Below are 25,015 nucleotides of genomic sequence, written 5' to 3' on the forward strand. Positions count from 1 at the left end.
ACCCATCTTAAATCCCTTAAAAGTCCTTAGATTGCAGTGCATTACAGACGACAGAGTAAACGAAAGATCGAGATAACATGGGGATTTGAGAGCCGCTTCTCAGTGCAACGCTACAGGCAACCGCTTCAATGACTCCCCTCAAACTGACCTTACAAAATTTTTTGAGCTATCGCGACGCAACGCTCGATTTTACGGGATTTCACACAGCTTGTATTTGTGGGGTGAATGGTGCAGGAAAATCCTCTCTGCTTGAAGCTGTCACTTGGGCAATTTGGGGAGAAAGTCGGACGGCAGCAGCGGATGATGTGATCCACAGTGGCGAAACAGATGTTCGGGTTGATTTCGAGTTTGAAAATAACCAGCAGATTTACAAAATTATTCGGATGCGATCACGCGGTAAGGCTGCTGCATTGCAATTTCAAGTGCGTTCGGATGCGGGTGAGTTTAAGGCTCTGTCTACAAAAGGCATCAAGGATACGCAAAATTACATCGTGCGGGAACTGAAACTGGATTACGACACGTTCATTAATTCGGCTTATTTGCGGCAAGGGCGAGCAGACGAATTTATGTTGGCAAAACCCGCTAAACGTAAGGAAATCCTTGGTAATCTCCTTAAGCTTGAACAATATGAAATTCTTGCCCAGCAAGCAAAAGAACGGGCAAAAGAATTCAAAATTCAAGGGGATGCGCTTGAACAAAGTTTAGAACCCAAACAAATACAGCTGGATACGCGACCTTCAGTAGAAGCAGAACTCGAAAACGCCAACCAGGCGATCGCCCAACTCAAAACGCAACAGGAAAAAACCCGTACTAATCTCAAAGAACTCCAAAAAATTGCGAATCAACGCCAAGCTTGGGAGCAACAATTATCGTTGCAACAACAGGATTTGCAACGCCGACAAGATGAACTTGCAAGGTTGGGTCAGGATTTGGGGCGATCGCAAGCCGAATTAGCGAATAATCAAGCATTACTCGATCAAACAGAAACCATTAACCAGCAATTTGAGCACTGGCAGGCGTTGCAAAAAGCTGAGGATGCTTTTGCCGAGAAATTTCGGCAATATCAGGAGCTTCAGCAGCAGTACCAACAAGCAGAGCAACAACTTCAGCAGCAGGAAGGTACGTTGCAAATCAGTATCCGGCGGACACAAGCACGGTTAGAGGATTTGGCGCAGCGACAAATTGAAGAAGAAAAGATTATTGCTGAAGCACCAAAGATCGAAAAAGCTTTAGTTTCTCTCGAAAAAGCCCGCATCGAATTAAATCGTCTCGATAGTTTGCAACATCAGGTTTCGCCGCTACTCCAGCGCCGCTTCACCCTCGAAAATCAGATTGTGCAAGCTTCAGAAAAACTAAAAGTTCGATTGGAATCTCTCTCGAATGATCGGGAAAACCTCAGTCAGCAAATTGCCCAAATCCCTGAGCAGCGTGAAAAGTTGCAACATTTAGATGCGCAACTGGTGACGTTGGATAAGAAAAAGACCTATCAGGATCGGGTGCGTAATAAACGATTAGAGCAAGCTCAACTGAAGGAAAGGTTGCAGGCAAGCCAACAAAATTGTCATCAACAGCTTGAAGAATTACAGCAGAAACTCAGTCTGTTACAAACACCAGATGCCACTTGTCCGTTGTGCGATCAAGATCTTGACCATGACCACCGTGAACATGTAATTCAAAAGACTCAGGACAGGCAAACGGCAACTGAGGCAGAAATTTGGCGACTGAAGGAACAGCTTTTACGGTGTGACCAAGATTTGGGCAAATTTGAGTCAGAACTTGGCGAGCTGAAACTTGAGCTGGATAATTATGCGGCTTGTGAACAGCAATTTTTCAAAATTGAGGCAGAACTGGAACGTAATAACAATATTCAAAAAACGCTGCAAAGTTTAGAAATAGAAATAGATCAACTTGGGCGATCGCTGAACCTCGAAGCCTATGCAGAAGATTTGCGAGCAGAATTGGGTGAAGTAAAAACGCAATTAGAAACGCTGCGGTATGACGAACGAAGCCATGCGATCGCCCGTGAAGATGAAAAAAAATGGCGATGGGCAGAAATCCGCAAAAGCAAAATCGATGATGCCACCCACCGTCTCGAAAAGATTCAACGGCAACAACCGGAATTGCAATGGCAACTCCAGCAAACGGAACAAGAATTAGCTCAATTGCGCGATCATTCACCTCTGCAAACACAGCTTGAACAAATTGCGGCGAATATTACTGCTCTCGATTACAACTCGGAACAGCACCAAGCTTTAACTCAGCAAATTCGTACAGCTCAGGTGTGGCAACTGCGTCATCAGGAATTACAACAGGCGATCGCCCGCCATCCCCAACTAGAAACTCGCCTTCAAGAACTTCAGCAAGCCCAGCAATCTTGTCAAAAAGATTTTGAGCAGATCGAAACGCAAATGCAAACCACGCGCGAGGCGATCGCCCAATTTGCGGATCATGGCAGTGAGATTGAACAACTCGAAGCCCAAATTCAACATCGTCGCCAAGAACTCGATCATTTATTGGCGCACCAAGGGCAACTGCAACAATCTCTGCAACAATTGCAAACCCTCGCCGATGAATACGAAGACAGCAAACTTGAACTTACTGAAATCCGTCGCCAACATCGCATCTATAAGGAATTGGGAAGTGCTTTCGGGAAAAATGGCATTCAAACATTGCTGATCGAAAATGCCTTACCCCAACTCGAAGCTGAAACGAATCAAATCTTGTCGCGGCTGACCGGGAACCAATTTCATGTGCAATTTCTTACCCAAAAAGCTCGCAAGGGCAATCGCAAAAAAATCACTTCAAAAATGATCGATACCCTTGATATCGTGATCGCCGATGCGCGGGGAACCCGTTCCTACGAAACCTATTCTGGTGGTGAAGCCTTTCGGATTAATTTTTCGATTCGCCTTGCCCTTGCAAAACTCCTGGCCCAGCGATCGGGGATGGCGTTACAAATGCTGGTGATTGATGAAGGGTTTGGGACGCAGGATGCCGAAGGTTGTGCTCGACTGATTGCCGCTATTAATGCGATCGCCGATGATTTTGCCTGTATCCTTGCCGTGACTCATATTCCTCAATTTAAAGAGGCTTTTCAGAGTCGCATCGAAGTTTATAAGAGTAAACAAGGCTCCCAAATTCGTATTAGCAATTAACGTTAATGGGCAATTCTGAGCCACAGCGTAAACGTGCTACCCGGGCATTTTTTTGTAGTTGGCAATCCAACACAGGGACTATCCACTTCTAAATCACCGTCCATTTTTTCTACCAATTCATGGGCGATCGCCAACCCAAGACCTGTCCCTGGAATCTCTCCTTCTGCTTGCGCGCCGCGATAATGACGTTCAAACACATGGTCTAAATCTGCGGCTGGCATCCCATAGCCTGTATCGTGAACGGCCAATTGTACAGCCTCACCCATCTTGGCTAAGTGCAATAAAATATGGCCTTGCTCAGGAGTGTATTTGATCGCATTTTCGAGCAAATTACAGATGATTTCCGTTAAAGCCTGTGCATTTCCCCAAACCTCAGGTAAATCAGAATTAATCTTTGTTCGTAGCGTAATTTCTTTTTCTGTGGCGATCGCCGCCATCGACTCCACAATGGGCTCAATTAATGCGATGAGATTTACCGCTGTTAGGGCAATTGACTGTGACAAATTTAATGTATCGTCTCTATTTGATCCCGTTAGAGCATCGGGTGGCAAAGCTAATGTTGAAGCTGGTGGCAACATTTGGATCTGTGCATCCAGTAAATTCACCTCTTGCCCAAACTGATGCAACATTTCTTTGAGGCGATCACTCTCTCGCACGACTCCCACCGCCGCTGGATAATTACGATCTTCCATCTCAAGTCGTTTCAGTAATAATTTCCCAAACGTCCCAATCGCCATTGTCGGATTGCGGAGCTGATGCAATAGATCATGAAAGTGCTCTTGCTCCACTTCCTGTAACTGTCGCTGTTGTGCTAACTGTTGCGTCGCCCAGCTTTTTTGCTGATCCAGTACACAGGCCCAACTCAAACTCTGCGTTACTAATTCAATTTGTGAAATTTCCGGTGATCGCCACCCGCGATCTGTGCGCCCCGTTGCCAAAATCCCTAAAATCAGATCCTCATGAAACAGTGGGAAAGCCGTTGACGACTCTGCAATATCTCCGGCAGTCTCTTGCGCAAACTCTTCGCCGTCTGGCTCTAGTTCACCGACCATTAAGGTTTGGTCAATGAGCGTTTCTATCTCGGCTGTTTCTACCACCACTGTTTCCCGATCCGCTGTCAATAGCCGCTCAGGATAAGAACTCACTACCTGTAACTCAATCTCTTGATCACTATGGTTGGGCTGCGCCAAATACAACACACTCCAATCCGCCCCCAAACTTAACGCGAGAAGTCGGAGTTGTTGTTGACATAGCGCCGTAAATTCGGCACCGACTGGAAGTAATTGGGGAAATGTTGTCATCGGCGATCGCCAAAATTCCATCTAGCCATGGTAGACCGCAAATTACATGATAATTCGGACATATACCTTTTAGTGGAACACCATAATCCATACTTATTAAGAAAACTTAATAAACTATTTAGATTCTTTGTCAAGAGTTTATGTAGCAGGGTAAGCAACCTATTCCTCTACCATAAAAATGTCACCTATGAACAATATTCTCCAAATTTAACTTGCTTTTAAAAATTGTTCCGGATATACTTTGCTCGAAATTCTGTGACTGTTGTTACGGACTTATCAGAGCAAGACTAGGAGGTATCGGGTTGGCAAGAAAACGCAAACGTAAGAGTCGCCGTCGTCAGGAAGGGAGAAAAATTCTAGAGAGCGTCCCCCAGCACCATATTGAGAGTGGTGAGGACAAACCAGTAACCGCAGCTCGTAAGCATATCGCCGCAAACGGTATTGTGCCCCCCGCAGTTATTGTCGTCAAGCGTAATGAGCACACCACAGACCGTTATTTTTGGGCGGAGAAAGGATTATTTGGTGCTCAGTATGTCGAAGAAAACCACTTCCTTTTCCCCAGTCTACGAGTTCTTTGTAATACCGAAGACAGTGAGACCGCGGAGAAGAAACAAGTGGCTGCTTCCAGTTAAGCTTTTGAGCTTTATCTAAATCTTATTTGTATCTAGGTTTTATTTTTTGGATAGTGAGGCCCCAGGTCGTAATCAAACGAATTTGGTATCGGGCTGCTTCCAACTAGAAACCTAAATAATGTGAGCAAATTTTTTCATTAATCGCATCCTAGTTTCTTCACTAGGGTGTTTTTTATTGCCCAGTTTTTTTGCTGAGCAATAAAAAAATGAGGTCTAGGGCGATCGCCACCCGATTAATTCCGGATTCAGTAGAAACGAAACAATTTAGTGAGCCATCACTTATGCTTCATTGAGCTGATAAGGGACGACCTGCCGCAACAAAATTAATTCATCGCGATGGGCTGTCACTAAAATGCGTTGGGTTGGCGTTTCAGTAATCGGCGTTTCTTTGGTAATCTGCAAAATTACTTTTTCAGTTTTGCCAGCACGTTGCCAATAGAAAAAACCGGCTGCCGGTGCAAATAAACAGATACCTAGAAACCCAAAGCCAACAGCTGGATAGATCAATGAGAGGACTAGAGCAACACAGGTTAAACCTAAGGCTGTTAGTAATGATAGAAATACCGCTAAAAATCCACTAGGTGGTACAAACCCTTGATAGGTCACGACATTATTCACACCATCAACATCAATGATCTGATAAGCACGCTTTTCGAAATAGGTTTGGAGACGTTCAAAGACGGATTCTTCAGGTTCCGTCGCGATGAACTCCATCTGCTCAGTGCGATCTTTTAGGGATGCACGAATAAAGAAAAACAGACCCACCATTAGTAGGAGAGTCAACATCAACGTTGAAGTAATTACAGATTGTTCAAGCACAGCTTTTAGGCAAAATCACGACAGGATTCGCAAAACGCATCCATATAAATGTATATCGATCATGCTATATTTTGGGGGAATATTTTTGAAAAACCATGGCCAAAATTCGCGTTGTTCTAGTTGAAGATCATGATTTGACACGGATTGGATTGCGTACCTCTTTGATGCAATGTTCTGACATTGACTTCTTAGCAGAGGCTGGCAATGGTGCTGATGGTCTTAAATTGCTCCGTGATCTAAAGCCTGATTTAGCAATTGTCGATATTGGATTGCCGGAGCTTGATGGTATTGAAGTCACCCGTCAGTTGAAAGAGGATATCAATGGTGGTCAGACAGGTGATGATGCAACAAAAGTCTTGATCTTGACGCTACAGGATGATCAAGAGGCCGTACTTGCAGCTTTTGCGGCAGGGGCTGATTCCTATTGCATGAAAGATATTACGTTCGAGCATCTTGTTGACGCAGTTAAAACAACTTATTCGGGTAACAGTTGGATTGACCCGGCGATCGCCCGTATTGTGCTGAATCAAGTGCAACTGCCTGGTAGTGGCTCTGAAGCAACCATTGAAATTCAAGCGACATCTCCCGAAGATCAACAACTGTTAGAGAGTTGTCCTCTGACTGAGCGTGAATTGGAAGTATTGCAGTTGATCGTTGATGGTTGTAGCAACTCAGAAATTGCTGAGCGTCTGTTTATTACAGTGGGTACTGTTAAAACCCATGTGCGTAATATTCTTAATAAACTTTGTGCGGATGATCGGACCCAAGCTGCCGTAAGAGCGCTACGATCTGGTTTAGTTGGTTAAATAAATTTCTATATCTTCCCTGCAATTGCTCTGAGAGGACATGGGAAAATGTTGAATTCTGACCAACCAGTGCAACTAAGATTACGAGTCTATGAGCGTCGCGAATACCAATAAACTTAAACTCATGGTCGTTGACGATGAAACAGATAATCTTGATCTGTTGTATCGGACATTTCGTCGTGAATTTCGGGTTTATCGTGCAGCGAGTGCACCAGAAGCATTAGATATTTTGGCCTCGGAAGGAGAGATGGCGATTATCATCTCTGACCAACGTATGCCAGTGATGAATGGTACAGAATTTCTCAGTCGGACAGTCGAAGCCTATCCCAACACAATTCGGATTTTACTGACAGGCTATACGGATGTTGAGGATTTGGTTGGGGCAATCAATTCCGGCAAGGTGTTTAAATACATCACGAAGCCCTGGAAGCCTGATGCTTTGATGTCCACAATCCATCAGGCGGCAGATACTTATAAAGTCCTCAAGCAACGTACAAACCAGTTAGAACGATCGCTACGGCAAGAAGAGCTGGTGAATTCTCTGATTCGAGCAATCCGGGAATCTTTGGATTATGAGAGTACGTTGCAAACCATTGTGGAGCGGCTTAGTGAGAGTTTCCATGCTGAGTATGGTGTGCTCTATCCAGTCACGGAAGGACAGCCACAGCAATTGTCAGCAGAAAAGTTTTCACATCCCCAAACATCATCGCCACTTGTTGAGCATGTTGAGCTTGCAGAAAAAGCATTACAAAAGGGCGATCGCCAACTCGAACAATGTGTCCATGATCAATCCTGGTTACAGTTAGCTGTACCGCTTATTTGGAAACAAAAAACCTATGCGATATTAACCTTTTGGCACAATATCGAAGATCAGGCATGGTCAGAGGGAGATCTGCAACTTTTAGATGCGGTTTTAGAACAATCGGCTCTGGCGATCGCCCAAGCAAAGCTTTACCAAAAAATCCAACAGCAAACCGAGCAAATTCGTAATGAACTAGAAGTTGCCCGTCAAATTCAGCATAATTTGCTGCCTCAGGCTTCACCAGAACTCGATAATGCCAAAATCCAAGGCTATTGTTTGCCTGCACGGCAAGTGGGTGGTGATTTCTTCGAAACATACCACCATAGCAATGGCGACCTCTGGTTAGCAGTTGGTGACGTCTCGGGGAAAGGTGTTCCTGCTGCATTGTTTATGGCGAGTGCTTTGTCTACCCTGCGGCAACAGCTCAATCAAACGACACCAGCATCTCCCAAAGAAATTATCCAGCATCTAAACCGCGTCATGGCGGATGACCTTTTTAACAGTAATTGTTTTATTACGATGGTCATTGCATGCTATCAGCCTGAGCATCACAAGCTTACTTACGCTAATGCTGGTCACATTTATCCGATGCTTTGGTCTCACCATCAACCATCTTCGGATAGTCAACCAACTTATCTAAAAACACGAGGCATTCCCATTGGGATTTTGCCCGAATGGCAGGCAGAAGTCGAAGAGCTCACTCTCAAGTCACGGGATGTTCTTCTGATCACCAGCGATGGTATTACCGAGGCAACGGTTACCAAGCCTGAGTTGCTCCAAGAACGCAACGACATGCTGAATCAGGAAGGCTTATGGCGCCTCATTCTGCAAAATCCAGAGCGTTTTGATCTGTATGAACTGCTGGATCGATTTAATGAATCGACCTATACAGAGCAAGAAGATGACCAAACCATTGTGTCGCTGGAGGTCATGTAAGAGTTATGCGTACTGAATTACAAATTCCCAGCGATCTAAAGTTTCTTGCTATTGTGGAGGCCTGGCTCCTCGATTGTCTTCAGGTTGAATTAGGCGATCGCATTGATTGGGATAAACAATCGAGTCGGTTGCGCCTTGCTCTAGTGGAAGCCTATTCCAATGTGGTGCGTCATGCCCATAAAGAACAGCCTGAAGTCCCTGTGCTGTTACGTCTTGAATTGAAAGACGACATTTTTTTGTTGGAGATTTGGGATTCTGGTAATGGTTTTGATTTGTCGACCTATATGGCTCCTGATCCAAGTGCTTGTCAGGAAGGTGGTTATGGTTGGTTGATTATGAAACGGCTGATGGATCGAGTGGAATATCAGTTGCAGGTAAATGGCAAAAATTGTCTGAAATTAGAAACGCGTTTACCGTCGAAAATAGATGATTCAGAAGAAGAGTGAGCAAGAAGTCTATCAGTGAACAAACCCGACTAATTAAGGCACAAGGGTTAGAGTTGGGGTTTAATAAAACAGGGATTGCGGCGATCGCCCCAGAAGATAGCGAGAATTTAGAACGCTTAAATGATTGGCTGACAAAAGGGTTTCAAGCGGATATGGCATGGATGGCCAGTCCGAAGCGGCAAGATATTCAGTTGTGTTTGTCAGAAGTGAAGTCTGTGATTTCAGTGGCCTTGAACTACTACACAGACCATCAACATTCCGATGACCCGGCGATCGCCAAAATTTCTAGATATGGTTGGGGGCGAGATTATCATCGCGTTTTAACCAAAAAACTGAAAGCGTTTTGCCATTGGTTGAGTATTGAATTTCCCGGCGATCGCCATCGATTTTATGTGGATACTGGGCCTGTGCAAGATAAAATTTGGGCGCAACGGGCAGGGCTTGGTTGGCAGGCGAAAAATAGCAATGTTATTACTCGTGAATATGGCAGTTGGGTGTTTCTCGGCGAAATTTTGACAACCCTTGAACTAGAGATAGATAAACCCCACACTAATCACTGTGGCACTTGCACCCGTTGTTTGGATGCTTGTCCAACTGGGGCGATCGCCGAACCTTATGTCGTGGATGCCAACCGTTGCATCGCCTATCACACCATTGAAAATCGCGCTGAAGACTTACCCGAAACCATCAAACCCCACTTGCAAAATTGGGTGGCAGGCTGTGATATTTGCCAAGATGTGTGTCCGTGGAATCAGCGCTTTGCTAAAGAAACGGACGTTACAGATTTTCAACCCTACCCGAAAAATTTGGCTCCCAAACTGACCGAACTTGCAGATATCACTGATGAAGAATGGGGCGATCGCCTAATCGGTTCAGCATTGCGTCGGATCAAACCTTGGATGTGGCGACGAAATGCGAAAGCGAATCTTGAAGCCCAACAAAAAACCTCCCCCACGGATGGAGAAGGTTAAAAGTTTGTCCCTCATTCTAATTAAGAAAGGGAGACAGGTTCGTTAATTATTTACCCATTTGAGCTGCAACTTCTGCCGCAAAATCTTCCTCTTTCTTCTCGATGCCTTCACCAAGAACAAAGCGTTGGAAACGACGAATTTGAATATTTTCGCCAATCTCTGCCACAGTTCGTTTAACAAGCTCATCAACAGTGATGTTTTGATCGCGAATGTAAGGTTGGTCAAGGAGAGAAAGTTCCTTGAGACGCTTACCAATACGACCTGAAACAATCTTTTCTTTAATGTTGTCGGGCTTGCCACCGAGGTCATCACGACCCATTTCGATTTCACGCTCTTTATCCGCGATCTCAGCAGGAATATCCTCGACCTTAACGTATTGAACGTTAGGACAAGCTGCAATCTGCATTGCAATCCCTTTCGCGAGATCCTTAAAGATATCACCACGAGCGACAAAGTCAGTCTCACAGTTCACTTCAACGAGAACGCCAATGCCACCACCCGTGTGGATATAGCTCTCCACTAAACCTTCAGCTGCGACACGACCCGCCTTTTTCTCGGCAGAGGTAATGCCTTTCTGACGGAGCCACTCAATCGACTTAGCGATATCACCATCAGTTTCTGATAAGGCTTTTTTACAGTCCATCATGCCTGCGCCAGTTTTATCGCGCAGTTCTTTTACAAGCTTTGCAGAAATTTTTGCCATTTGCTGTTTACCAAAAAATGTTTGGATCAATCAAAAAATATTACGCTGATTCAGAATTAGTCTCGCTGGAAGTCTCAGCAACTTCTGCAGGAGGAGTTGTCTCGACAGCTTCAACTGTTTCAACAGCTTCAACTTCTTCGACAGCTTCAACTTCTTCGACAGCTGCGGGGATATCGCTAATTTCTTCGATAGCCTCTTCAAACTCTTCGTAGTTCTCACCCTTAACAGGTTGACCATGGCGACCGGAATAAATTGCATCAGCGAGTTTGCCAACAATCAATTTAATCGAGCGAATCGCATCATCATTTGCAGGGATAGGGAGATCTACGGTGTGAGGATCGCAGTTGGTATCCAACAAAGAAACGATAGGGATATTGAGCTTGCGGCATTCCTGGATTGCGTTGTGCTCACGACGTTGGTCGATCACAACAACGATGTCAGGAATCTTGCGCATGTTCTTGATACCGCCGAGATACTTCTGGAGCTTGTCGAGTTCACGACGGAGCATAGAGGCTTCTTTTTTAGGGCGACGGTCAAGGTTGCCGCTATCTTGAAGGGATTCAAGTTCTTTTAGGCGCTCAACACGGGTTTTAATTGTTTCCCAGTTTGTGAGCATACCGCCGAGCCAACGTTGGTTGATGTAGAATGCACCACAACGTTTTGCTTCTTGGGCAATAATGCCTGCGGCTTGACGCTTCGTTCCAACAAAAAGAACGCGCTTACCGTTCTCGGAAGCATCCTTCATGTAGGCATATGCTTCTTCAACAAGTTGGGCGGTTTGAACGAGGTCAATGATGTGTACGCCGTTGCGAGAAGTATAGATGTACTGGGACATCTTAGGGTTCCAACGACGGGTCTGGTGACCAAAGTGGACGCCAGATTCTAATAGTTCTGCGAGAGAAACTACGGGCATATTCTTTTAACTCCTATTCGGGTTAAACCTCCATCTGGGGACATTTCTTTTTAGGAAACACCCGAAGGATCCCAGATGTGCGTTTTTAGACAACTTTAAAAGGGTAGCATAATAGGCCAATAATTCTTTATTCTTTTTCTGGCGATCGCCCCTGCGAAAGTGTTTGAGGAAATATTGAAGCTATTTGAAAATCAAGAATTACCAGCGAATTTTGAATTGCTGAAAGAGTTCTCCTTCCTGTTGTCTCGTGATTCTTGCGCCAGATTTTTTGATGAGGGCTTCCCAATCTTTTAAATCTTCTAGAAATACTTCTGTGCCGAGATAGGTTTCGATAATAGACCAGTCTTCGGCAATGTCTGCATCGGGATTAATCACGTCAAAGACAAAAAAGCTGGCAGGTTTCAATACTCGCTTGACCTGTTCGAGTACGGTCTCCCAATATTCAATGGGGTAATAACAGCTAAACCCGGTGGCGATCGCCATATCAAAAAAATCTTTCTCATATTCCTCCAGATGATGAGCAGGCTTATTCGAAATATTCTTAAATAATTTGGAATTCAGCTGGGGCGCGCGAGATTGAATTAGTTCAGTGGCGATTTTACTGACGTCATGCCCATAAAAATAAGCATTCCAATCACGCCATGGATAAATAAGAAAACTAATGCCACAACCGATATCAAGACAGCGCTGGCGTTTTTTAGGTTTTACTAATGTCCAAAATTCTGAAGTCACACGATTTTGGAGCTTGCCAGATTGCCAATCAAGAAAAATTGGAAGCGCTTGAACCTCATCTGGTAGATCTGGCTTTTTATTTTGAAACTCCTGATCGAATCGTTTTGAGACAGCCTCAGATATTTCAAACCATTGCAATTCAGATTGGTTGCCTGTCGGAATTGAATAGGTCATGGCGTGTCTCCCCACAAAGGTGTTTTGGCATTCTAGCGGAGATAAAGTTGTTTCTTCCTCGGTTTATGTAACTGTGTAAAGCCAGAGCACTCTTATTTCCCAGCCTACTAAAGAAGAATTTACTGAAAATGGAAATAGTTAAGCTAATTAATATGTCTAAAACTAATTCTTTTTCTTTCTACTTTTTCTTTCTAAAAAAATGATACTGGAAATCAATATCATAAACTATTTTCTGTGATATCTGACATGAATTTATTCTTAGAACCTATAAATTCCAAATAAAAAAGCCCTTCAATCTAATGATGAAGAGCTCTAGTTCACATCTTAAAAATAAAAGATTAGATTCTAGTTTGAGAAATTAAATCCCAATCATGATGTCTCCATGAGAGAGATTGGCATGATTTGATAAAGTTGCAAATTGAACTTGTGCTGAACCACCAACACCATCAGCATCAAAATACAGAGCACCTGTAGACTGATCGTAAATAAAATGCTGGTCAGCAGTTGTTGCGCTGGAACCAATCACAAAAGACTCTGCGCCTAAGATACCAGCATCTATATCGAAGGCACCAAAACCATTACGGTCGATGCGAATTTGATCTGCACCGAATCCAAAATCAGTAATGACATCAACACCATCTGAATAACTGGTGAAGTAAAAAGAGTCATCACCGCCGGCACCTGTGAGAATGTCATCGCCGGCATATCCCACCACTAACTCGTCTACACTGCTACCAGTGAGGACATCATTCTGGTCACTGCCTTCGAGATAAAGCTCAGCCTCAACTCCTATAGTCGTACTGTTATTGATACCATTATTTGATAAGCCTGCTACTCGCTCAGTCATCAAGTGTGGTAATAGAGGATCACATCCCTCAAGAGTTATCTCTCTTGCCGCTTCAGCAGCTGCCAAAGCATCGACGACTATTGAAAAAATTGTAGGATCAATTTGGGTATCAGCTTGTGGTTCGCTGGTACCTAGGCTCAATCCTAGTAAGTCGATTAATGCACCCTGAGTCATTAATAGTCTCCTAGATATAAATATTTAGTTTTTGGGTAGTAGATGTACTTGGAAGTATATAAAAAAAAGCTCAGGTAAAACAAGACACTTTTAATGATTTCTAACTAAGCCAAATAGCTGAGATACATTAGTTCTAAATATGTATCGAAATTACTTGAAATTATTGTTGTTTAGTGTGTCAAGTATTTGGGATGAAATGTTCTTGAATTTTGACTTTAACTATTTGTCATCTGTGAATGAAAAATATTAATTTTGTGAAGATTGAGTGTGCTTTGATTCTTTAGGGTTTGAGGTCGTTTTTTGCCAAACTCTTTTCTCTTGAAAAATATAGAGTGGATTAATACTTGAAAGGGGAAAAACAGAATATTTTTTTATGATTTATATTGCTTTGAATAAACTCAAATCATAAATTTGAGTTTATTCATCGGAAATTGCTGTTTGGTTAATAAATGAGGTTTGTAAGACTTTTATGCTTCGTTATCAGAATGGATATTTTGCCGATCAGTAGCGCTAAGATCTTGTTCTTGAAGCTGTATTCCTTGTTGTTCTTTGATGCTGGATAAGAGTGTTTGAATCAACGTAGTAATTGAAAGATTGGGAAGAGGAGAGCTGTCTAGCAATAACTCATTGAAAATGTTTTGATAGAGCTGAGCATCAGGGTTTAGACGGATTGAGCCATGTTGTAATACTGCGTTTTTGCGGCGGAGTTGTGCAGAGCCAATTAGTTTGTAGCCGTCTGCTGTGACGAGATCAGCGCTTGTATGGGTGCGAAAGCAGTTGTCATGGTGAGCATAATTTCGAATGCAATCGCCATACTGTAGCGCAATACCTAATTCACGAAAACCCGCAATCAGAAATTCACAGAGTTTTTTATACTTCTGACAGCGATCGCCCTTCATGTCGGAAGTGATAATGGCGTAGGTGAGATCGCCTTGATGCAATACTGCTCGTCCACCACTAGGCCGACGGACAATGTCAATTTTCTTGCCGTTGTAGGTTAGGTTATGCCATGTTTTCGGATATTTGCGCTGGTTGTGTCCCAAGGAAATGGCGACAGGTTTCCATGTATAAAATCGCAGGACTGAAGGCATTTTTCCGGCGAGATGTTGGTTTAAGAGCCATTCATCAATCGCCATTTGAGTTGCACCATCAGCTTCTAATGGTGAGATATATCGCCAAATATTTGGAGACATCTACAGCAACTCTTCGGGGAGTTTGCCAAGAATTTTTTTGATATCTTGACTGCGATTTTTATCGAGAACAATGGTTACATTACCCTGCCGCACCACCACCACATCAGAAACGCCTAGGGTCACAACAGTCTCATCGGGATTATCGCTATAGACGATGGAGCCACTGGTGTCGAAGGCTTTGTAATTGCCAACATTCACATTTTTGGTCTCATCGGGTGGCAATAATCTTTCGAGCGATCGCCAATCTCCGAGATCATCCCAACCGAATTCTGCGGGGAGCACATAGGCATTTTGAGTCTTTTCCATCAGAGCAAAATCAACACTGATTTTTGGTAACTCTGCGTAGGCATTGGTGCCTTTTTCTTGGAGAGGTTTTAGGATTTCGGGCGCATGGAGGGCTAATTCTTTGAGCGCTGTGCCAATGGAAAAGAGGAAAATACCGCTATTCCAACTGAATTTGCCAGTGTCGAGAAAAGATTTGGCCGTCGCTTCGTCAGGCTTTTCGCGAAATTGACTTACTTTGCAAATCTCATTTTCTGCCATATCTCCTTGCTCGATATAGCCATAGCCTGTCGCAGGATATTCGGGCTTAATGCCAATGGTGGCGATCGCCTGCCGTGATGCTACAAAATTTGCTGCTTGATTTAAAGTCGCGAGAAATTTGGGTTCATCACCAATCCAGTGATCTGCCGGAAAAAAGGCCACCACTGTATCTTCGTCATAATGTTTCGCTAGTTCAACACAAGTCCAGGCGATCGCTGCGGCTGTATCCCGTCGATCTGGTTCAACTAAAATATTTTTCTGCGGTAATTCTGGCAATTGTTCTTGTACTTGATCCGCAATCATTGAGGCGGTCACAATCCATAGATTGTCCCATTGCCCATCCGGTAATAAACGCTTAGCTGTGGCCTGCAATAGACTGACCCCAGACCCGTCTAAACTCAAAAATTGTTTGGGGCGATCGCGGCGACTGAGAGGCCAAAACCGTTCACCCTTACCGCCTGCCAAAATTACCGGAATAAAAGCCATATTGCTGATTGCCTGTGGTTAATTGCGATACGCCTTTGCGGAGGCGCGAATCCATGTTGTTGCAGCGATTATAAAAGGAATCAGGAAAAACAAAAAGCCAAATCGAAGAGGGTGTTCTCGTACATAAGGTTGCGACACCATGAGGGCAACAATCAAGCCGCCATACAATAACCCTGCCACCGGTAATCCAAGTACCAGCATGGCAAATTTATCTTCGTTATCCATCGCCAAATATCCTTGTCACGACTGGTCTATTTTCAAGCTTATCGCGACTATCAAAACATGGTTGTATGTTGCAGATAAATGTCACCATAAAATTGAAAGAATAAAAAAGAGGCGATATAAAAAAGAGACGATCGCCCCTTCTCTGGCTTTGGATAGCCCAAATATTCTAGGCAATATGCTGTAAAACCATTCCCGGATTAATTTGACTTACCATTTCAGCAGTTTGTAATTGTCTGCGCATGGCTGTTGGCGAACCCTTCGTTAATTCCACTGAAGAATTAGCATTTGGGTCACTCTTCTGCTTTGTCTGAGCTGCTGCCCACCGTTCGTAGGCTTCCTTAATCTGTTGCTTTTCGCTGTACTCAACGATTTTTACTTCTGCCAGTTCATGGTGCTTTGAGTCGTCAGAAATTTGCTTAAGGAAAGCTACTGCTTCACTAAACTCCCGTGCTTCGGCATGGTTAACTGCCTGTTGGAGATAGAAGTGATTGCGAACAGCTTTTTTATTTTTATATTCCGCGAGCTTATCCGTAATGACATTGGCAAACTTGCTATTGGGAGGTGCTTCCGCCAAAGTCACCAGAGCTTCATTGAACTTATATTCAGTCGCTAGATCAAACGCCTTTTGAACCCGCTGATAAGCTGCCACATCAATTTCAAATTGTGCTGCTTCGACCAGTTCACCTACCTGTTTCTGTAGAGCTGGATCTTTTAGTTCTTTGCCTTTTGCGACAACTTCTTGCCAATTTTTCGATTCGTGGGCAGTGGCGATCGCCTCTACTTGAGAGGTTTGTGTTTGGAGTTCACCTTCCCAGTTAGCAAGGTTTGCTTGGACATCTTGGTAATTCGGTGCATCTTGAGGAATCGCTTTAGCAATATTAATGGCCTCAGGTAGGTTTCCTTGAGCATAAATATCCTGTGCCCGTTGGAACTCGTTTTGGGCGGGAGCTGATGTTTCCGTGGGAGTTGAAGCTGGAGTTGCTTCGGTTATAGCCGGTTCTGTGGCTTCGGTTATAGCCGGTTCTGTGGCTTCGGTTTCCGCCGCTGTAGCTTCAGTTTCGATAGAAGGAGTTTCTGCTTCAGTTGCTGTAGGTTCTGTCTCTACAGTTTCTGTAGCTTCAGCTTCGGTTGCGGCAGGCTCTGTTACTTCAGTTGCAGCGGCGGCTATAGTCTCTGTTTCTGTTGTTGCCGATGCTTGTACTGTTTCACCTTGACCTTGTTGGAGTTCGCCTTCCCATTGCGCTAAATTTTCCTGAGCCTGTTGATATGCAGGGCTTTGTTGAGGAATGGCCTTTGCAATGGCGATCGCCTCAGGTAGATCCCCTTGAGCATATGCATCCTGCGCTCTTTGGAAATCATTGTCTGGAGAATCCGCGGTCGCCATATTTTTAATGAGATGCTGTAATCCAAATGCGATTAGCAGACCATTAATGAGAACCACACTAATACTGACTAAGGCAAGAACTGGCAACTTTTTACCAGATTTTTTCCGTTTCAATTTGGAAGGGAGATCACTCGCGCTGAGTTCGGATGTATTTTCTGCATCTGGATCCGCAACGATGTCGTCGTCATCATCGTCATCGTCTCTAAGCTCTGAAATTAGGGAGTCGTCAATCTCCAGATATTCTGGCTTGTCTTGAATATATGTTTCCTCATAGAAATCCTCATCATCCAACTGAATGTAGGTTTCCTTTGACAGTTCTGGCGGCAAATCGACATCGTCCCCAAACCGATCGGCGATAGAAGGTTCTAGCTCTTCTGGTGCTGGCAGTGTGAGTCCTTCGTCGGCAGGATCTGGCTTTTTAAATAAGGTGTCATCCTCAAAAGAGATATTGCCGTAATCAATGGCAAGGGGCGTGGAATCATCAAAGGTATGGAGAAATGTATCTAATTCTTCTAAAAGCTCTGCCGCACGTTCGAAGCGATCGCCAATGTCTGGCTTCACCATCCGCGAAATGATCGCCACTAACTGACGGCAAGCCTCAGGGTGATCAATCTTGACGTACTGATCCCAAACAAACTCGCCTGTGTGACTATCTTTTTTAATCCGAGCTGGATCCAATCCTGTCCAAGCCTGAATTGCCATGACACCCAGTGCATAAAAATCACTACAAGCCTGGGGCTGACCATTCATTTGCTCGGGCGCAAGATAGCCGGATGGACTGACCGTAATCTTGGTGCGTAATGAAGTTAGGGAAGAATCATCATTACTTGTTTGGAAACCGGGGATATATTGTGCCGATCCAAAATCAATAATTACAAGGCGACCATCAGGCTCACGACTAATAATATTGTTGGGCTTTAGATCGCAGTGAATAATTTTTTGGCTGTGGACAAATTGCAACGTCTCACAAATATCATGGATAAAGCGGGCAACTTCGTAAACACTCCAGCAATTGTCACTGTATTCACTCATTGGCAAAGCATTGTGAATGAGTTTGCCTTCGATGAGTTCTTGGACGAGATACCAGCCTTGATCCGTGATGCCAAAGTAATCGATTAGCCGTGGAATCTGGGGATGAACGCTTAAAACCTGTAGGTGCTTTGCTTCCTTGAGAAACAAGCGCATATTCGTCTTATATAGACGAGGAATTTCTTTATTGTAGGGGTAATGTTTTAGGACACACTTCGGCTCAGTCGGCTGCGACAGATCTTGGACAAGATAAGTCCGCGATAAAGCGCCACCTTTCAGCTTACTCAGGACTTGATAGCGACCCTGAATAATGCTACCGATAATTAATGTATTGGAATTAGAATTTCTTTCTAATAAATTGCTCACATTCATCACCCTAAAGATTCCTTTCTACTGTTCTGGGAGCAGGCTCGATTATCCGGAAATTCTAGTGCTGTAGTTTCAGTAATATTGCTATTGTTGTGACGTTGTGAAGATGCACTAGTGTTTGGAGCGGATTATCCTTTCGTGTAAGGGTTTTCGCTTGATTGAGACAGGGTTAGGTGATCGCCCATCAAGGCTCAAAAAGATTCAATTAATGACTATTTTGACTTTTTTAAAGAGTTGGTAAAGTTAGTGTTTGACTGTCGACTAAAATCACTGGGCATAATGTCAATTTGCTGTTTTTTTACTGTTGTTTGGGAATCGGGAATTGGCGATCGCTACCTTTCTCTTTGACTGCTTATTGGAGGATGATCTATCGAAGCCGTCAAAATTAGGCTATTCTCATTACCTGATCGCCTGTTTAGGGAAAATGTATGGCTCGCTTATCGAAAGAATTAACTCGCTATTTTTTTGAAGAAGATCGTGGCGAAACAGTGAGTCTTGCTCAAGTGATTGCCCTTGCGGAAGAGAAAGTTTTCGGGATTGTTTTATTACTGTTGGCGTTTCCTTCGGCGCTTCCTGTTCCTGCGCCCGGCTATTCGACTCCTTTTGGCATTATTATTTTTCTGATTGCAGGTCAATTGGTGATCGGTCGTCAGAGTTTGTTACTGCCGATTTCCTGGCAACGTAAAACGATTCAGACTGAAAAAATCCGTGGCATCCTTAAAAAAGGCTTACCGTGGCTGCAAAAGGTGGAGGCGATCGCCCACCCACGTTTACCGATGGTCTGTCAGACCCAAGTGGGTCGGATGATGATGGGCTGTACCATTTGTTTGATGGCGATTTCGATGAGTATTCCGATTCCAGGGACAAATACCTTACCTGCGATCAGCGTATTTTTGACTGCATTTGGTTTGCAAGAAGACGATGGCTTAATTAGCGCTGCGGGTATGGTGCTCTCAATTCTGATTGCTGTGCTGATGGCTTCTGTTATTTATGTCTTTTTCAATGGTGGCTTGAGCTTAATTGATATCGTCAAGGATTGGATTAAGCCGTAATTCTGAAGTTTGTTTTGCTAAGCTGAGAATAATCTTTAAAGCTTTTCTGCGGGCGATCGCCGCCCCATTGCTGAGAACTGTATGGCGCGTCCCAAGCACAAATTTTTGAAACGAATCTATCAAAAAGAACCCATTTCTAGTTTTCTGATCGTTATGGGTCTCATCCAACTGGTAATCGGTGGCGTAGATAGTCAGTGGAATTTATTTTCCCTTGGATTTGGGCTCGTGTTGGGGGCTTTCTTCGTGCGTTGGTCGCAGACTCGAAAGCATCGTCTGGAGAGCGAACGAGTTTTACCGAGACGTTATCTTTCGCCTAGTAAATCACCAAGACCTTTGCCGCGTTGGGATGATGAATAAACGATTGAGATTATTGTGCCGTCAGAAATAGCTCAGTTAAAAATTGGTGAAGTTGCAAAATTAAGTGCGCTGCCTGTTAAAACGATTCGTTACTATGCGAATCTTGGTTTGCTCTCAGCGGTGATGGGGCGATCGCCAAAAGGTTATCGATTGTTTGCTTCGACAGTATTAAATCGCTTAGCTTTTATCAAACGCGCCCAGTCATTAGGATTAAGTCTCCAGGAAATTGGTGACATTTTATCGATTCATGATGGCGGCGCTTTACCCTGTGGTGTGGTGAAACAGCAGCTCCAGGATAAATTAGCTGATATCAATGCTCAAATTACTGAACTGGTTACCCTGAGGGCAGAGTTACAAGGTATTCTGTCAGGTTGGCAGGATTTTCCGGAGCAGAACGGCAATCGGCCAACCATCTGCCCCAACTTACAAAAATGACTCAAGCATGACTCCCCTACAAATTGATTGGTTTTTACAACTGAAAAAGTATCGGGCGATCGCCGTTATCCGGGCAAGTGATTGGCAAATGGGTCTAAAAATGGCAGAGATTGCCATTGCAGGTGGCCTAAATCTTATTGAAATTACTTGGAGTAGTGCTGAAGCTGGACGACTGATTTCATATCTGCGCGAGCAATATCCCGACTGCAAAATTGGCACTGGAACGATTTTACGTAGCTCTGAACTTAAAGAGGCGATCGCCAGTGGTGCAGAGTTTGCTTTTAGTCCCCATAGCGATCCGCAATTTGTCCAAATTGCCCACAATGCAGATATCCCAATGGTTTTGGGGGCAATGACTCCGACTGAAATTGTCAACGCATGGCAATACGGTAGTGATGGCGTGAAGGTTTTTCCAATTAAATCAGTGGGTGGTGCCCAATTTGTGAAATGTTTGCAGGGTCCCCTCAGACAAATTCCTCTGATTCCGACAGGTGGGGTCACCCTAACCAACTATCGGCAATTCATTGAAGCAGGGGCGATCGCCGTAGGACTCTCTAGCGATTTATTTCCAATAGAGCTCCAAGATACTCACAATTGGTCTGAATTAATTACTCGAATTCAAAAATCTTATCTAGCTTAAATTACAAAAATTACACAAAAAAACGACCCCCATACTTGGCGATCGCTCCAAAATATTAGAAATTTCTAAACTTCGACTTATTCTTCGTCGTCACCACCAACTTGTTTCAGATGAATATGCTTACGGCCCAAAGAAATTTCAAACTCGTCACCAGGCTTCAGATTCATTTTTTTTGTATAAGCGGAGCCGATCAAAAGATTGCCATTGGACTGGACACTGATGCGATAAGTTGCTGCACGACCACCGCGACCTTGGGCGCTAGTATTACTATCTAGCTCTACACCTTCAGCTTCAATTAAAGCATTGTAGAACTTCATCATATTGACACGCTCTACACCATTTTTTGTGACGGTATAATAGCCGCATTCTCGTGCTTTCTCTTCCTTACTATGGGTTTCCAACTCTTTCACTTTTGCAAGTAGAGTATCACCAGTTAAAGGTTCGATTTTAGTTTTAGTAGCCATTTATCTAAGACATCACGAATAACGATAAACTTGGATGGACTGGGGTTAGTATTAAGGTTCAGAAGAAGTACTAACAGACCCAATATCTCCAAATATTTTCTTGCTCACTTATATAGTACATTATTCTTTCTTAAAGTAAATATTAAATGCTTTTTTTTCTGGAGAAAATTAGTTTGCATGAAATTGAAGCCTTTAAATTTTGATTTTTATATGCTATGAAGCTCACCACAAGAGGTCATTACAGCGTTAAAGCTTTATTAGATATTAGTTTGCAACCAAACTATGGACCGACTTCTGTAAAGGCGATCGCCAAACGCCAGAATCTACCTGCACCATACCTTGAGAAGCTTTTGATCGAACTTCGACGTGCCGAGATTGTCCGGTCTGTACGAGGAGCCCAAGGTGGCTATCAACTATTAGCAAAACCTGAGAATATTTCCTTAGGGCAAATCTTTGCAGCAATCGGTGAAAATATCGAACCTTTAACAAAATATCAGCCTGATCCTGCCCAAGCAGAAGACTGGGTAACCTTTAATTTATGGCAGCGACTCCACGAAAAATTACAAGAAGCACTCTTTAGTATTAGCCTTGCAGATTTATATTACGATGCTCGTAGTTGGAAAGCAGCTCAAGGAGAAGCGACCAGTTTTATCATTTGAGGAAATTATTGATGAGCGGAGATAACCAAGAGTTTATTTTTTACGGTGGTTGTCACTGTGGTGCAGTGCGGTTTCGAGTAAAGGTTAAAGTACTTAATGGAGTTGATTGTAATTGCTCCATTTGTTCCAAAAAAGGATTTCTTCATCTCATCGTTCCCCGAACAGATTTTGAATTGCTACAAGGGTCAGATTTTTTGACAGTTTACCAGTTTAATACTCGACAGGCTCGCCATATTTTTTGTCGTCATTGTGGTGTGCATTCGTTTTATTATCCTCGCTCCCATCCTGATGGTGTCGATGTGAATTTAAGGTGCTTAGATGGTGATGTGTTGGATCAATTTGTCATTGAACCTTTTGATGGACAAAATTGGGAAGACAATATTACCCAAATCACTTAAAATTTTCGTTCTTATTGTTGTCCTAATAGTCATTTATTGTGCTTCCTAGAAGATATCAACGGATTCGTGAAACGCTCGATCGCCGTCAACCAGACTTAACGGTGCTGACGGAGGATGTTCATAAACCCCATAATTTGTCAGCGATTATTCGGACTTGTGATGCGGTGGGGGTGTTTGAAGTGCATGCGATGAATAAAGTGGTCGATGGTGAAGATTTACCGACCTTTACGCAGGTGGCACAAGGTAGTGAAAAATGGGTGGAGCTGCATCGACATACGACGATTGAAGGGGCGATCGCCCAGCTACAAGCGCGAGATTTCAAAATTTATGCGGCTCATTTAAGTGATCGAGCAGTGGATTATCGAGAGATAGACTACACACAACCAACGGCAGTGCTGATGGGAGCTGAACGGTGGGGGGTGAGTGAAAGTACAGCAGATGCTGTGGATGGCCATATCATTATTCCCATGTTGGGGATGGTGCAATCTCTCAATGTGTCGGTGGCGGCAGCGGTGGTTTTGTTTGAGGCACAACGGCAGCGGTTAGAAGCGGGATTTTATCAGCAGCCTCGCCTCGACGAAAAGATTTATCAGCGTAAGGTTTTTGAATGGGGTTACCCTGATTTGGTGGATCATTATCAGGAACGGAATTTACCTTATCCTCAGCTAGATGAGCAGGGGCAGATTATTAGTGAGTCTTAAATGTCTTTTTTGGGACTGAGTTCGGCACAAGCGTTACAGCATCTCAAAATAAAATGATGGATTTTAATGCGATTGTGGTCGCGATTTTGTTGGGTGGTTTTCTCGGTGGGAAGCTGGTGCAACGATTGGGATTGCCAAGTTTGTTGGGAATGATCTTAGTCGGACTAGCGTTAGGCAGTTCGGGCGTAAATTGGCTCACACCAGAAATTGTCGATAATCTATCTGGGTTGCGGGCGATCGCCGTGATGGTGATTTTAATGAAGGCTGGCTTAGGACTAGATCAAGAGAAACTGAGGCAGCAAGGCACTGTTGCCATTCGATTGGGACTATTGCCTGGTTTATGCGAAATGCTTGTGGTTGCTGTGGTGGCCGTTTTTTTATTGCAATTTGACTGGTTAACAGGATTACTTCTTGGGGCAATTGTTGGCGCAGAATCTCCCGCAGTAATTGTGCCTGCGATGCTCAAACTGAAAAGTCAGGGATGGGGCGTAAAAAAAGGCATTCCCGATGCAATTTTGACGGGAAGTGCTCTTTCTGATGCTGTATTGTTGTTGATTTTTAGTCTATTGCTGTCGGTTTTAGCCCAAGAATCTGGGGCAAATTTATCTTGGATAGCGATCGCCCAGATTCCAGTGCAGGCAGTGGTGCAAATTATTGTAGGGGCTCTAATTGGTTGGGGCGTTGCCAAGGCAATAATTTATCTGCTTACGTTCAAAAACTTAAGTACAACCCCCCTCGAAGCAACATTAATCGTTTCAGTTATTGCTTTAGGTTTGATTTTTATCGCCGAGCGATCGCCCTTCTTTTCTGGTTACTTGGCGGTAATGTCCCTCGGATTTTTTATTGCCCAACTTGATCCGCCTCTAGCCCGTTATCTGCGTCGAAGTTTTGCGTACATTTGGGTGATCGCCGCAATTTTTCTATTCGTGTTGTTGGGAGCCAGTATTCAGCTCACCGTTTTGCAAGACTTTTGGCTTAAAGGTCTGGCTTTGCTCGGGATTAGTTTGGTGATTGGCCGGGGGATCGGATGGTGGCTTTCGACACTCGGTAGCGATTGGACAGTTCGCGAAAAACTATTTTTACTACCAAGCAACTCTGCTAAAGCAACAGTTCAAGCTGCCATTGGTGCTATTCCTCTGAGTCTAGGCCTCGAACATGGGGACGTAATTCTGGCGATCGCTGCCCTGTCGATTTTGGTGACTGCTCCCTTGGGCGCTTGGGCAATTCCTCTCACTGCCCCAAAACTGTTACAAAAAAACACTATCGATCCTACGAAAACTTTTCATACAAACCAAACCACTTTTCTTGCGGCCATCGATACCTCAGATTCGGCGATCGCCATTTTGAAAAAGACCGCTGATCTTGCCCGACGTAGCGATGCAGACGTGATTATCCTGCACATTACCGAGCAGCCTGAAAGCGATACCCTCCTTTACCTTCAGCAACAAATCCAACAACATTTGGCCGATATTTCTCACCAATGGCTCACCTATAACGGCAACATTCCAGAGGCGATTGTCGAAATTGCTCGCACCAAGCAAGTAACTGCTATTGTGATAGGTAAACAGGGCCTAGGTCAGCGACTGTTGATGGGGTCAGTATCGCAAGCCGTACTCGAAACCAGTCCTATTCCCGTGACTGTAGTTGCTGCACCATAAATACAAGCCCT

Annotated in this window: 25 protein-coding genes; 14 read left to right on the top strand and 11 right to left on the bottom strand. The window is 44.0% G+C overall.

Annotation, left to right across the window (positions count from 1 at the left end):
* The first annotated feature begins 128 nt into the window (after window positions 1–128).
* Window positions 129–3,155 (top strand): exonuclease subunit SbcC, encoded by a 3,027-nt coding sequence (gene sbcC / locus LEPTO7376_RS07140; protein WP_015133537.1) that lies wholly within the window; start codon window positions 129–131, stop codon window positions 3,153–3,155.
* Window positions 3,156–3,157: 2 nt separating this feature from the next.
* On the opposite strand, the gene LEPTO7376_RS07145 is transcribed toward sbcC, so the two are convergent.
* Window positions 3,158–4,456: an ATP-binding protein gene (locus LEPTO7376_RS07145; protein WP_015133538.1), complete on the bottom strand. Its 1,299-nt coding sequence runs from the start codon at window positions 4,454–4,456 to the stop codon at window positions 3,158–3,160.
* A gap of 302 nt (window positions 4,457–4,758) precedes the next feature.
* On the opposite strand from LEPTO7376_RS07145, the gene LEPTO7376_RS07150 reads away from it, so the two are divergent.
* Window positions 4,759–5,088 (top strand): DUF3155 domain-containing protein, encoded by a 330-nt coding sequence (locus LEPTO7376_RS07150; protein ID WP_015133539.1) that lies wholly within the window; start codon window positions 4,759–4,761, stop codon window positions 5,086–5,088.
* A 279-nt stretch (window positions 5,089–5,367) separates the two neighbouring features.
* On the opposite strand, the gene LEPTO7376_RS07155 is transcribed toward LEPTO7376_RS07150, so the two are convergent.
* Window positions 5,368–5,907 carry a cofactor assembly of complex C subunit B gene (locus LEPTO7376_RS07155; protein WP_216700285.1) on the bottom strand — a complete coding sequence of 180 codons (540 nt, stop codon included), beginning with the start codon at window positions 5,905–5,907 and terminating at the stop codon, window positions 5,368–5,370.
* 95 nt (window positions 5,908–6,002) lie between these two features.
* Here LEPTO7376_RS07155 and LEPTO7376_RS07160 point away from each other — a divergent pair, with 95 nt between their 5' ends.
* From LEPTO7376_RS07160 to queG, 4 genes are all read left to right on the top strand, one after another.
* Entirely contained in the window at window positions 6,003–6,713 is a 711-nt protein-coding gene (locus LEPTO7376_RS07160) for a response regulator transcription factor (RefSeq protein WP_015133541.1), read from the top strand.
* Between the two features lie 91 nt (window positions 6,714–6,804).
* Complete coding sequence (locus LEPTO7376_RS07165) at window positions 6,805–8,451, top strand: SpoIIE family protein phosphatase (protein ID WP_015133542.1); 1,647 nt, start codon at window positions 6,805–6,807, stop codon at window positions 8,449–8,451.
* Between the two features lie 5 nt (window positions 8,452–8,456).
* Complete coding sequence (locus LEPTO7376_RS07170; protein WP_015133543.1) at window positions 8,457–8,897, top strand: anti-sigma regulatory factor; 441 nt, start codon at window positions 8,457–8,459, stop codon at window positions 8,895–8,897.
* Entirely contained in the window at window positions 8,894–9,868 is a 975-nt protein-coding gene (gene queG, locus LEPTO7376_RS07175; RefSeq protein ID WP_015133544.1) for a tRNA epoxyqueuosine(34) reductase QueG, read from the top strand. Before LEPTO7376_RS07170 ends, queG begins: the two co-directional genes overlap by 4 nt.
* Before the next feature lie 46 nt (window positions 9,869–9,914).
* Here the strand turns inward: queG and tsf are convergent, their stop codons facing one another.
* From tsf to LEPTO7376_RS23325, 8 genes are all read right to left on the bottom strand, one after another.
* Entirely contained in the window at window positions 9,915–10,571 is a 657-nt protein-coding gene (gene tsf, locus LEPTO7376_RS07180; RefSeq protein WP_015133545.1) for a translation elongation factor Ts, read from the bottom strand.
* Between the two features lie 40 nt (window positions 10,572–10,611).
* A complete protein-coding gene (rpsB, locus tag LEPTO7376_RS07185; RefSeq protein WP_015133546.1) occupies window positions 10,612–11,484 on the bottom strand; it encodes a 30S ribosomal protein S2 in 873 nt (290 codons plus the stop codon).
* A gap of 198 nt (window positions 11,485–11,682) precedes the next feature.
* A complete protein-coding gene (locus tag LEPTO7376_RS07190; protein ID WP_015133547.1) occupies window positions 11,683–12,390 on the bottom strand; it encodes a class I SAM-dependent methyltransferase in 708 nt (235 codons plus the stop codon).
* A gap of 358 nt (window positions 12,391–12,748) precedes the next feature.
* Window positions 12,749–13,411 carry a calcium-binding protein gene (locus tag LEPTO7376_RS23320; protein WP_015133548.1) on the bottom strand — a complete coding sequence of 221 codons (663 nt, stop codon included), beginning with the start codon at window positions 13,409–13,411 and terminating at the stop codon, window positions 12,749–12,751.
* Window positions 13,412–13,878: 467 nt separating this feature from the next.
* Window positions 13,879–14,604: a lipoate--protein ligase family protein gene (locus tag LEPTO7376_RS07200; RefSeq protein ID WP_015133549.1), complete on the bottom strand. Its 726-nt coding sequence runs from the start codon at window positions 14,602–14,604 to the stop codon at window positions 13,879–13,881.
* Window positions 14,605–15,633: a mannose-1-phosphate guanylyltransferase gene (locus LEPTO7376_RS07205; protein WP_015133550.1), complete on the bottom strand. Its 1,029-nt coding sequence runs from the start codon at window positions 15,631–15,633 to the stop codon at window positions 14,605–14,607.
* A gap of 18 nt (window positions 15,634–15,651) precedes the next feature.
* Window positions 15,652–15,858 carry a hypothetical protein gene (locus tag LEPTO7376_RS07210; protein ID WP_015133551.1) on the bottom strand — a complete coding sequence of 69 codons (207 nt, stop codon included), beginning with the start codon at window positions 15,856–15,858 and terminating at the stop codon, window positions 15,652–15,654.
* A 166-nt stretch (window positions 15,859–16,024) separates the two neighbouring features.
* The gene (locus LEPTO7376_RS23325) at window positions 16,025–18,637 is read right to left on the bottom strand and encodes a serine/threonine-protein kinase (protein WP_160148405.1); all 2,613 of its coding nucleotides are present in this window, start codon (window positions 18,635–18,637) and stop codon (window positions 16,025–16,027) included.
* A gap of 431 nt (window positions 18,638–19,068) precedes the next feature.
* Between LEPTO7376_RS23325 and LEPTO7376_RS07220 the strand changes: the two genes are divergently transcribed.
* The 4 genes from LEPTO7376_RS07220 (at window position 19,069) to LEPTO7376_RS07235 (ending at window position 21,124) form a co-directional block, all read left to right on the top strand.
* The gene (locus LEPTO7376_RS07220) at window positions 19,069–19,692 is read left to right on the top strand and encodes an exopolysaccharide biosynthesis protein (protein ID WP_015133553.1); all 624 of its coding nucleotides are present in this window, start codon (window positions 19,069–19,071) and stop codon (window positions 19,690–19,692) included.
* An 81-nt stretch (window positions 19,693–19,773) separates the two neighbouring features.
* Window positions 19,774–20,049 (top strand): hypothetical protein, encoded by a 276-nt coding sequence (locus LEPTO7376_RS07225; protein WP_015133554.1) that lies wholly within the window; start codon window positions 19,774–19,776, stop codon window positions 20,047–20,049.
* A 15-nt stretch (window positions 20,050–20,064) separates the two neighbouring features.
* A complete protein-coding gene (locus LEPTO7376_RS07230; RefSeq protein ID WP_015133555.1) occupies window positions 20,065–20,484 on the top strand; it encodes a heavy metal-responsive transcriptional regulator in 420 nt (139 codons plus the stop codon).
* 7 nt (window positions 20,485–20,491) lie between these two features.
* Entirely contained in the window at window positions 20,492–21,124 is a 633-nt protein-coding gene (locus tag LEPTO7376_RS07235) for a bifunctional 4-hydroxy-2-oxoglutarate aldolase/2-dehydro-3-deoxy-phosphogluconate aldolase (RefSeq protein ID WP_015133556.1), read from the top strand.
* Window positions 21,125–21,201: 77 nt separating this feature from the next.
* Here the strand turns inward: LEPTO7376_RS07235 and LEPTO7376_RS07240 are convergent, their stop codons facing one another.
* On the bottom strand, window positions 21,202–21,588 hold the full coding sequence (locus tag LEPTO7376_RS07240; RefSeq protein WP_015133557.1) for an AbrB family transcriptional regulator: 387 nt from the start codon (window positions 21,586–21,588) through the stop codon (window positions 21,202–21,204).
* Window positions 21,589–21,803: 215 nt separating this feature from the next.
* On the opposite strand from LEPTO7376_RS07240, the gene LEPTO7376_RS07245 reads away from it, so the two are divergent.
* From LEPTO7376_RS07245 to LEPTO7376_RS07260, 4 genes are read left to right on the top strand one after another with little or no spacing between them, the layout of a single operon-like run.
* The gene (locus LEPTO7376_RS07245; protein WP_015133558.1) at window positions 21,804–22,247 is read left to right on the top strand and encodes an Rrf2 family transcriptional regulator; all 444 of its coding nucleotides are present in this window, start codon (window positions 21,804–21,806) and stop codon (window positions 22,245–22,247) included.
* An 11-nt stretch (window positions 22,248–22,258) separates the two neighbouring features.
* Window positions 22,259–22,645: a GFA family protein gene (locus LEPTO7376_RS07250; RefSeq protein WP_015133559.1), complete on the top strand. Its 387-nt coding sequence runs from the start codon at window positions 22,259–22,261 to the stop codon at window positions 22,643–22,645.
* A gap of 38 nt (window positions 22,646–22,683) precedes the next feature.
* Window positions 22,684–23,346 carry a tRNA (guanosine(18)-2'-O)-methyltransferase TrmH gene (gene trmH, locus LEPTO7376_RS07255; RefSeq protein ID WP_015133560.1) on the top strand — a complete coding sequence of 221 codons (663 nt, stop codon included), beginning with the start codon at window positions 22,684–22,686 and terminating at the stop codon, window positions 23,344–23,346.
* A 53-nt stretch (window positions 23,347–23,399) separates the two neighbouring features.
* Window positions 23,400–25,004: a cation:proton antiporter gene (locus tag LEPTO7376_RS07260; RefSeq protein WP_160148406.1), complete on the top strand. Its 1,605-nt coding sequence runs from the start codon at window positions 23,400–23,402 to the stop codon at window positions 25,002–25,004.
* Window positions 25,005–25,015: the final 11 nt, after the last annotated feature.

The organism is [Leptolyngbya] sp. PCC 7376 (assembly GCF_000316605.1).
GTDB lineage: Bacteria > Cyanobacteriota > Cyanobacteriia > Cyanobacteriales > MRBY01 > MRBY01.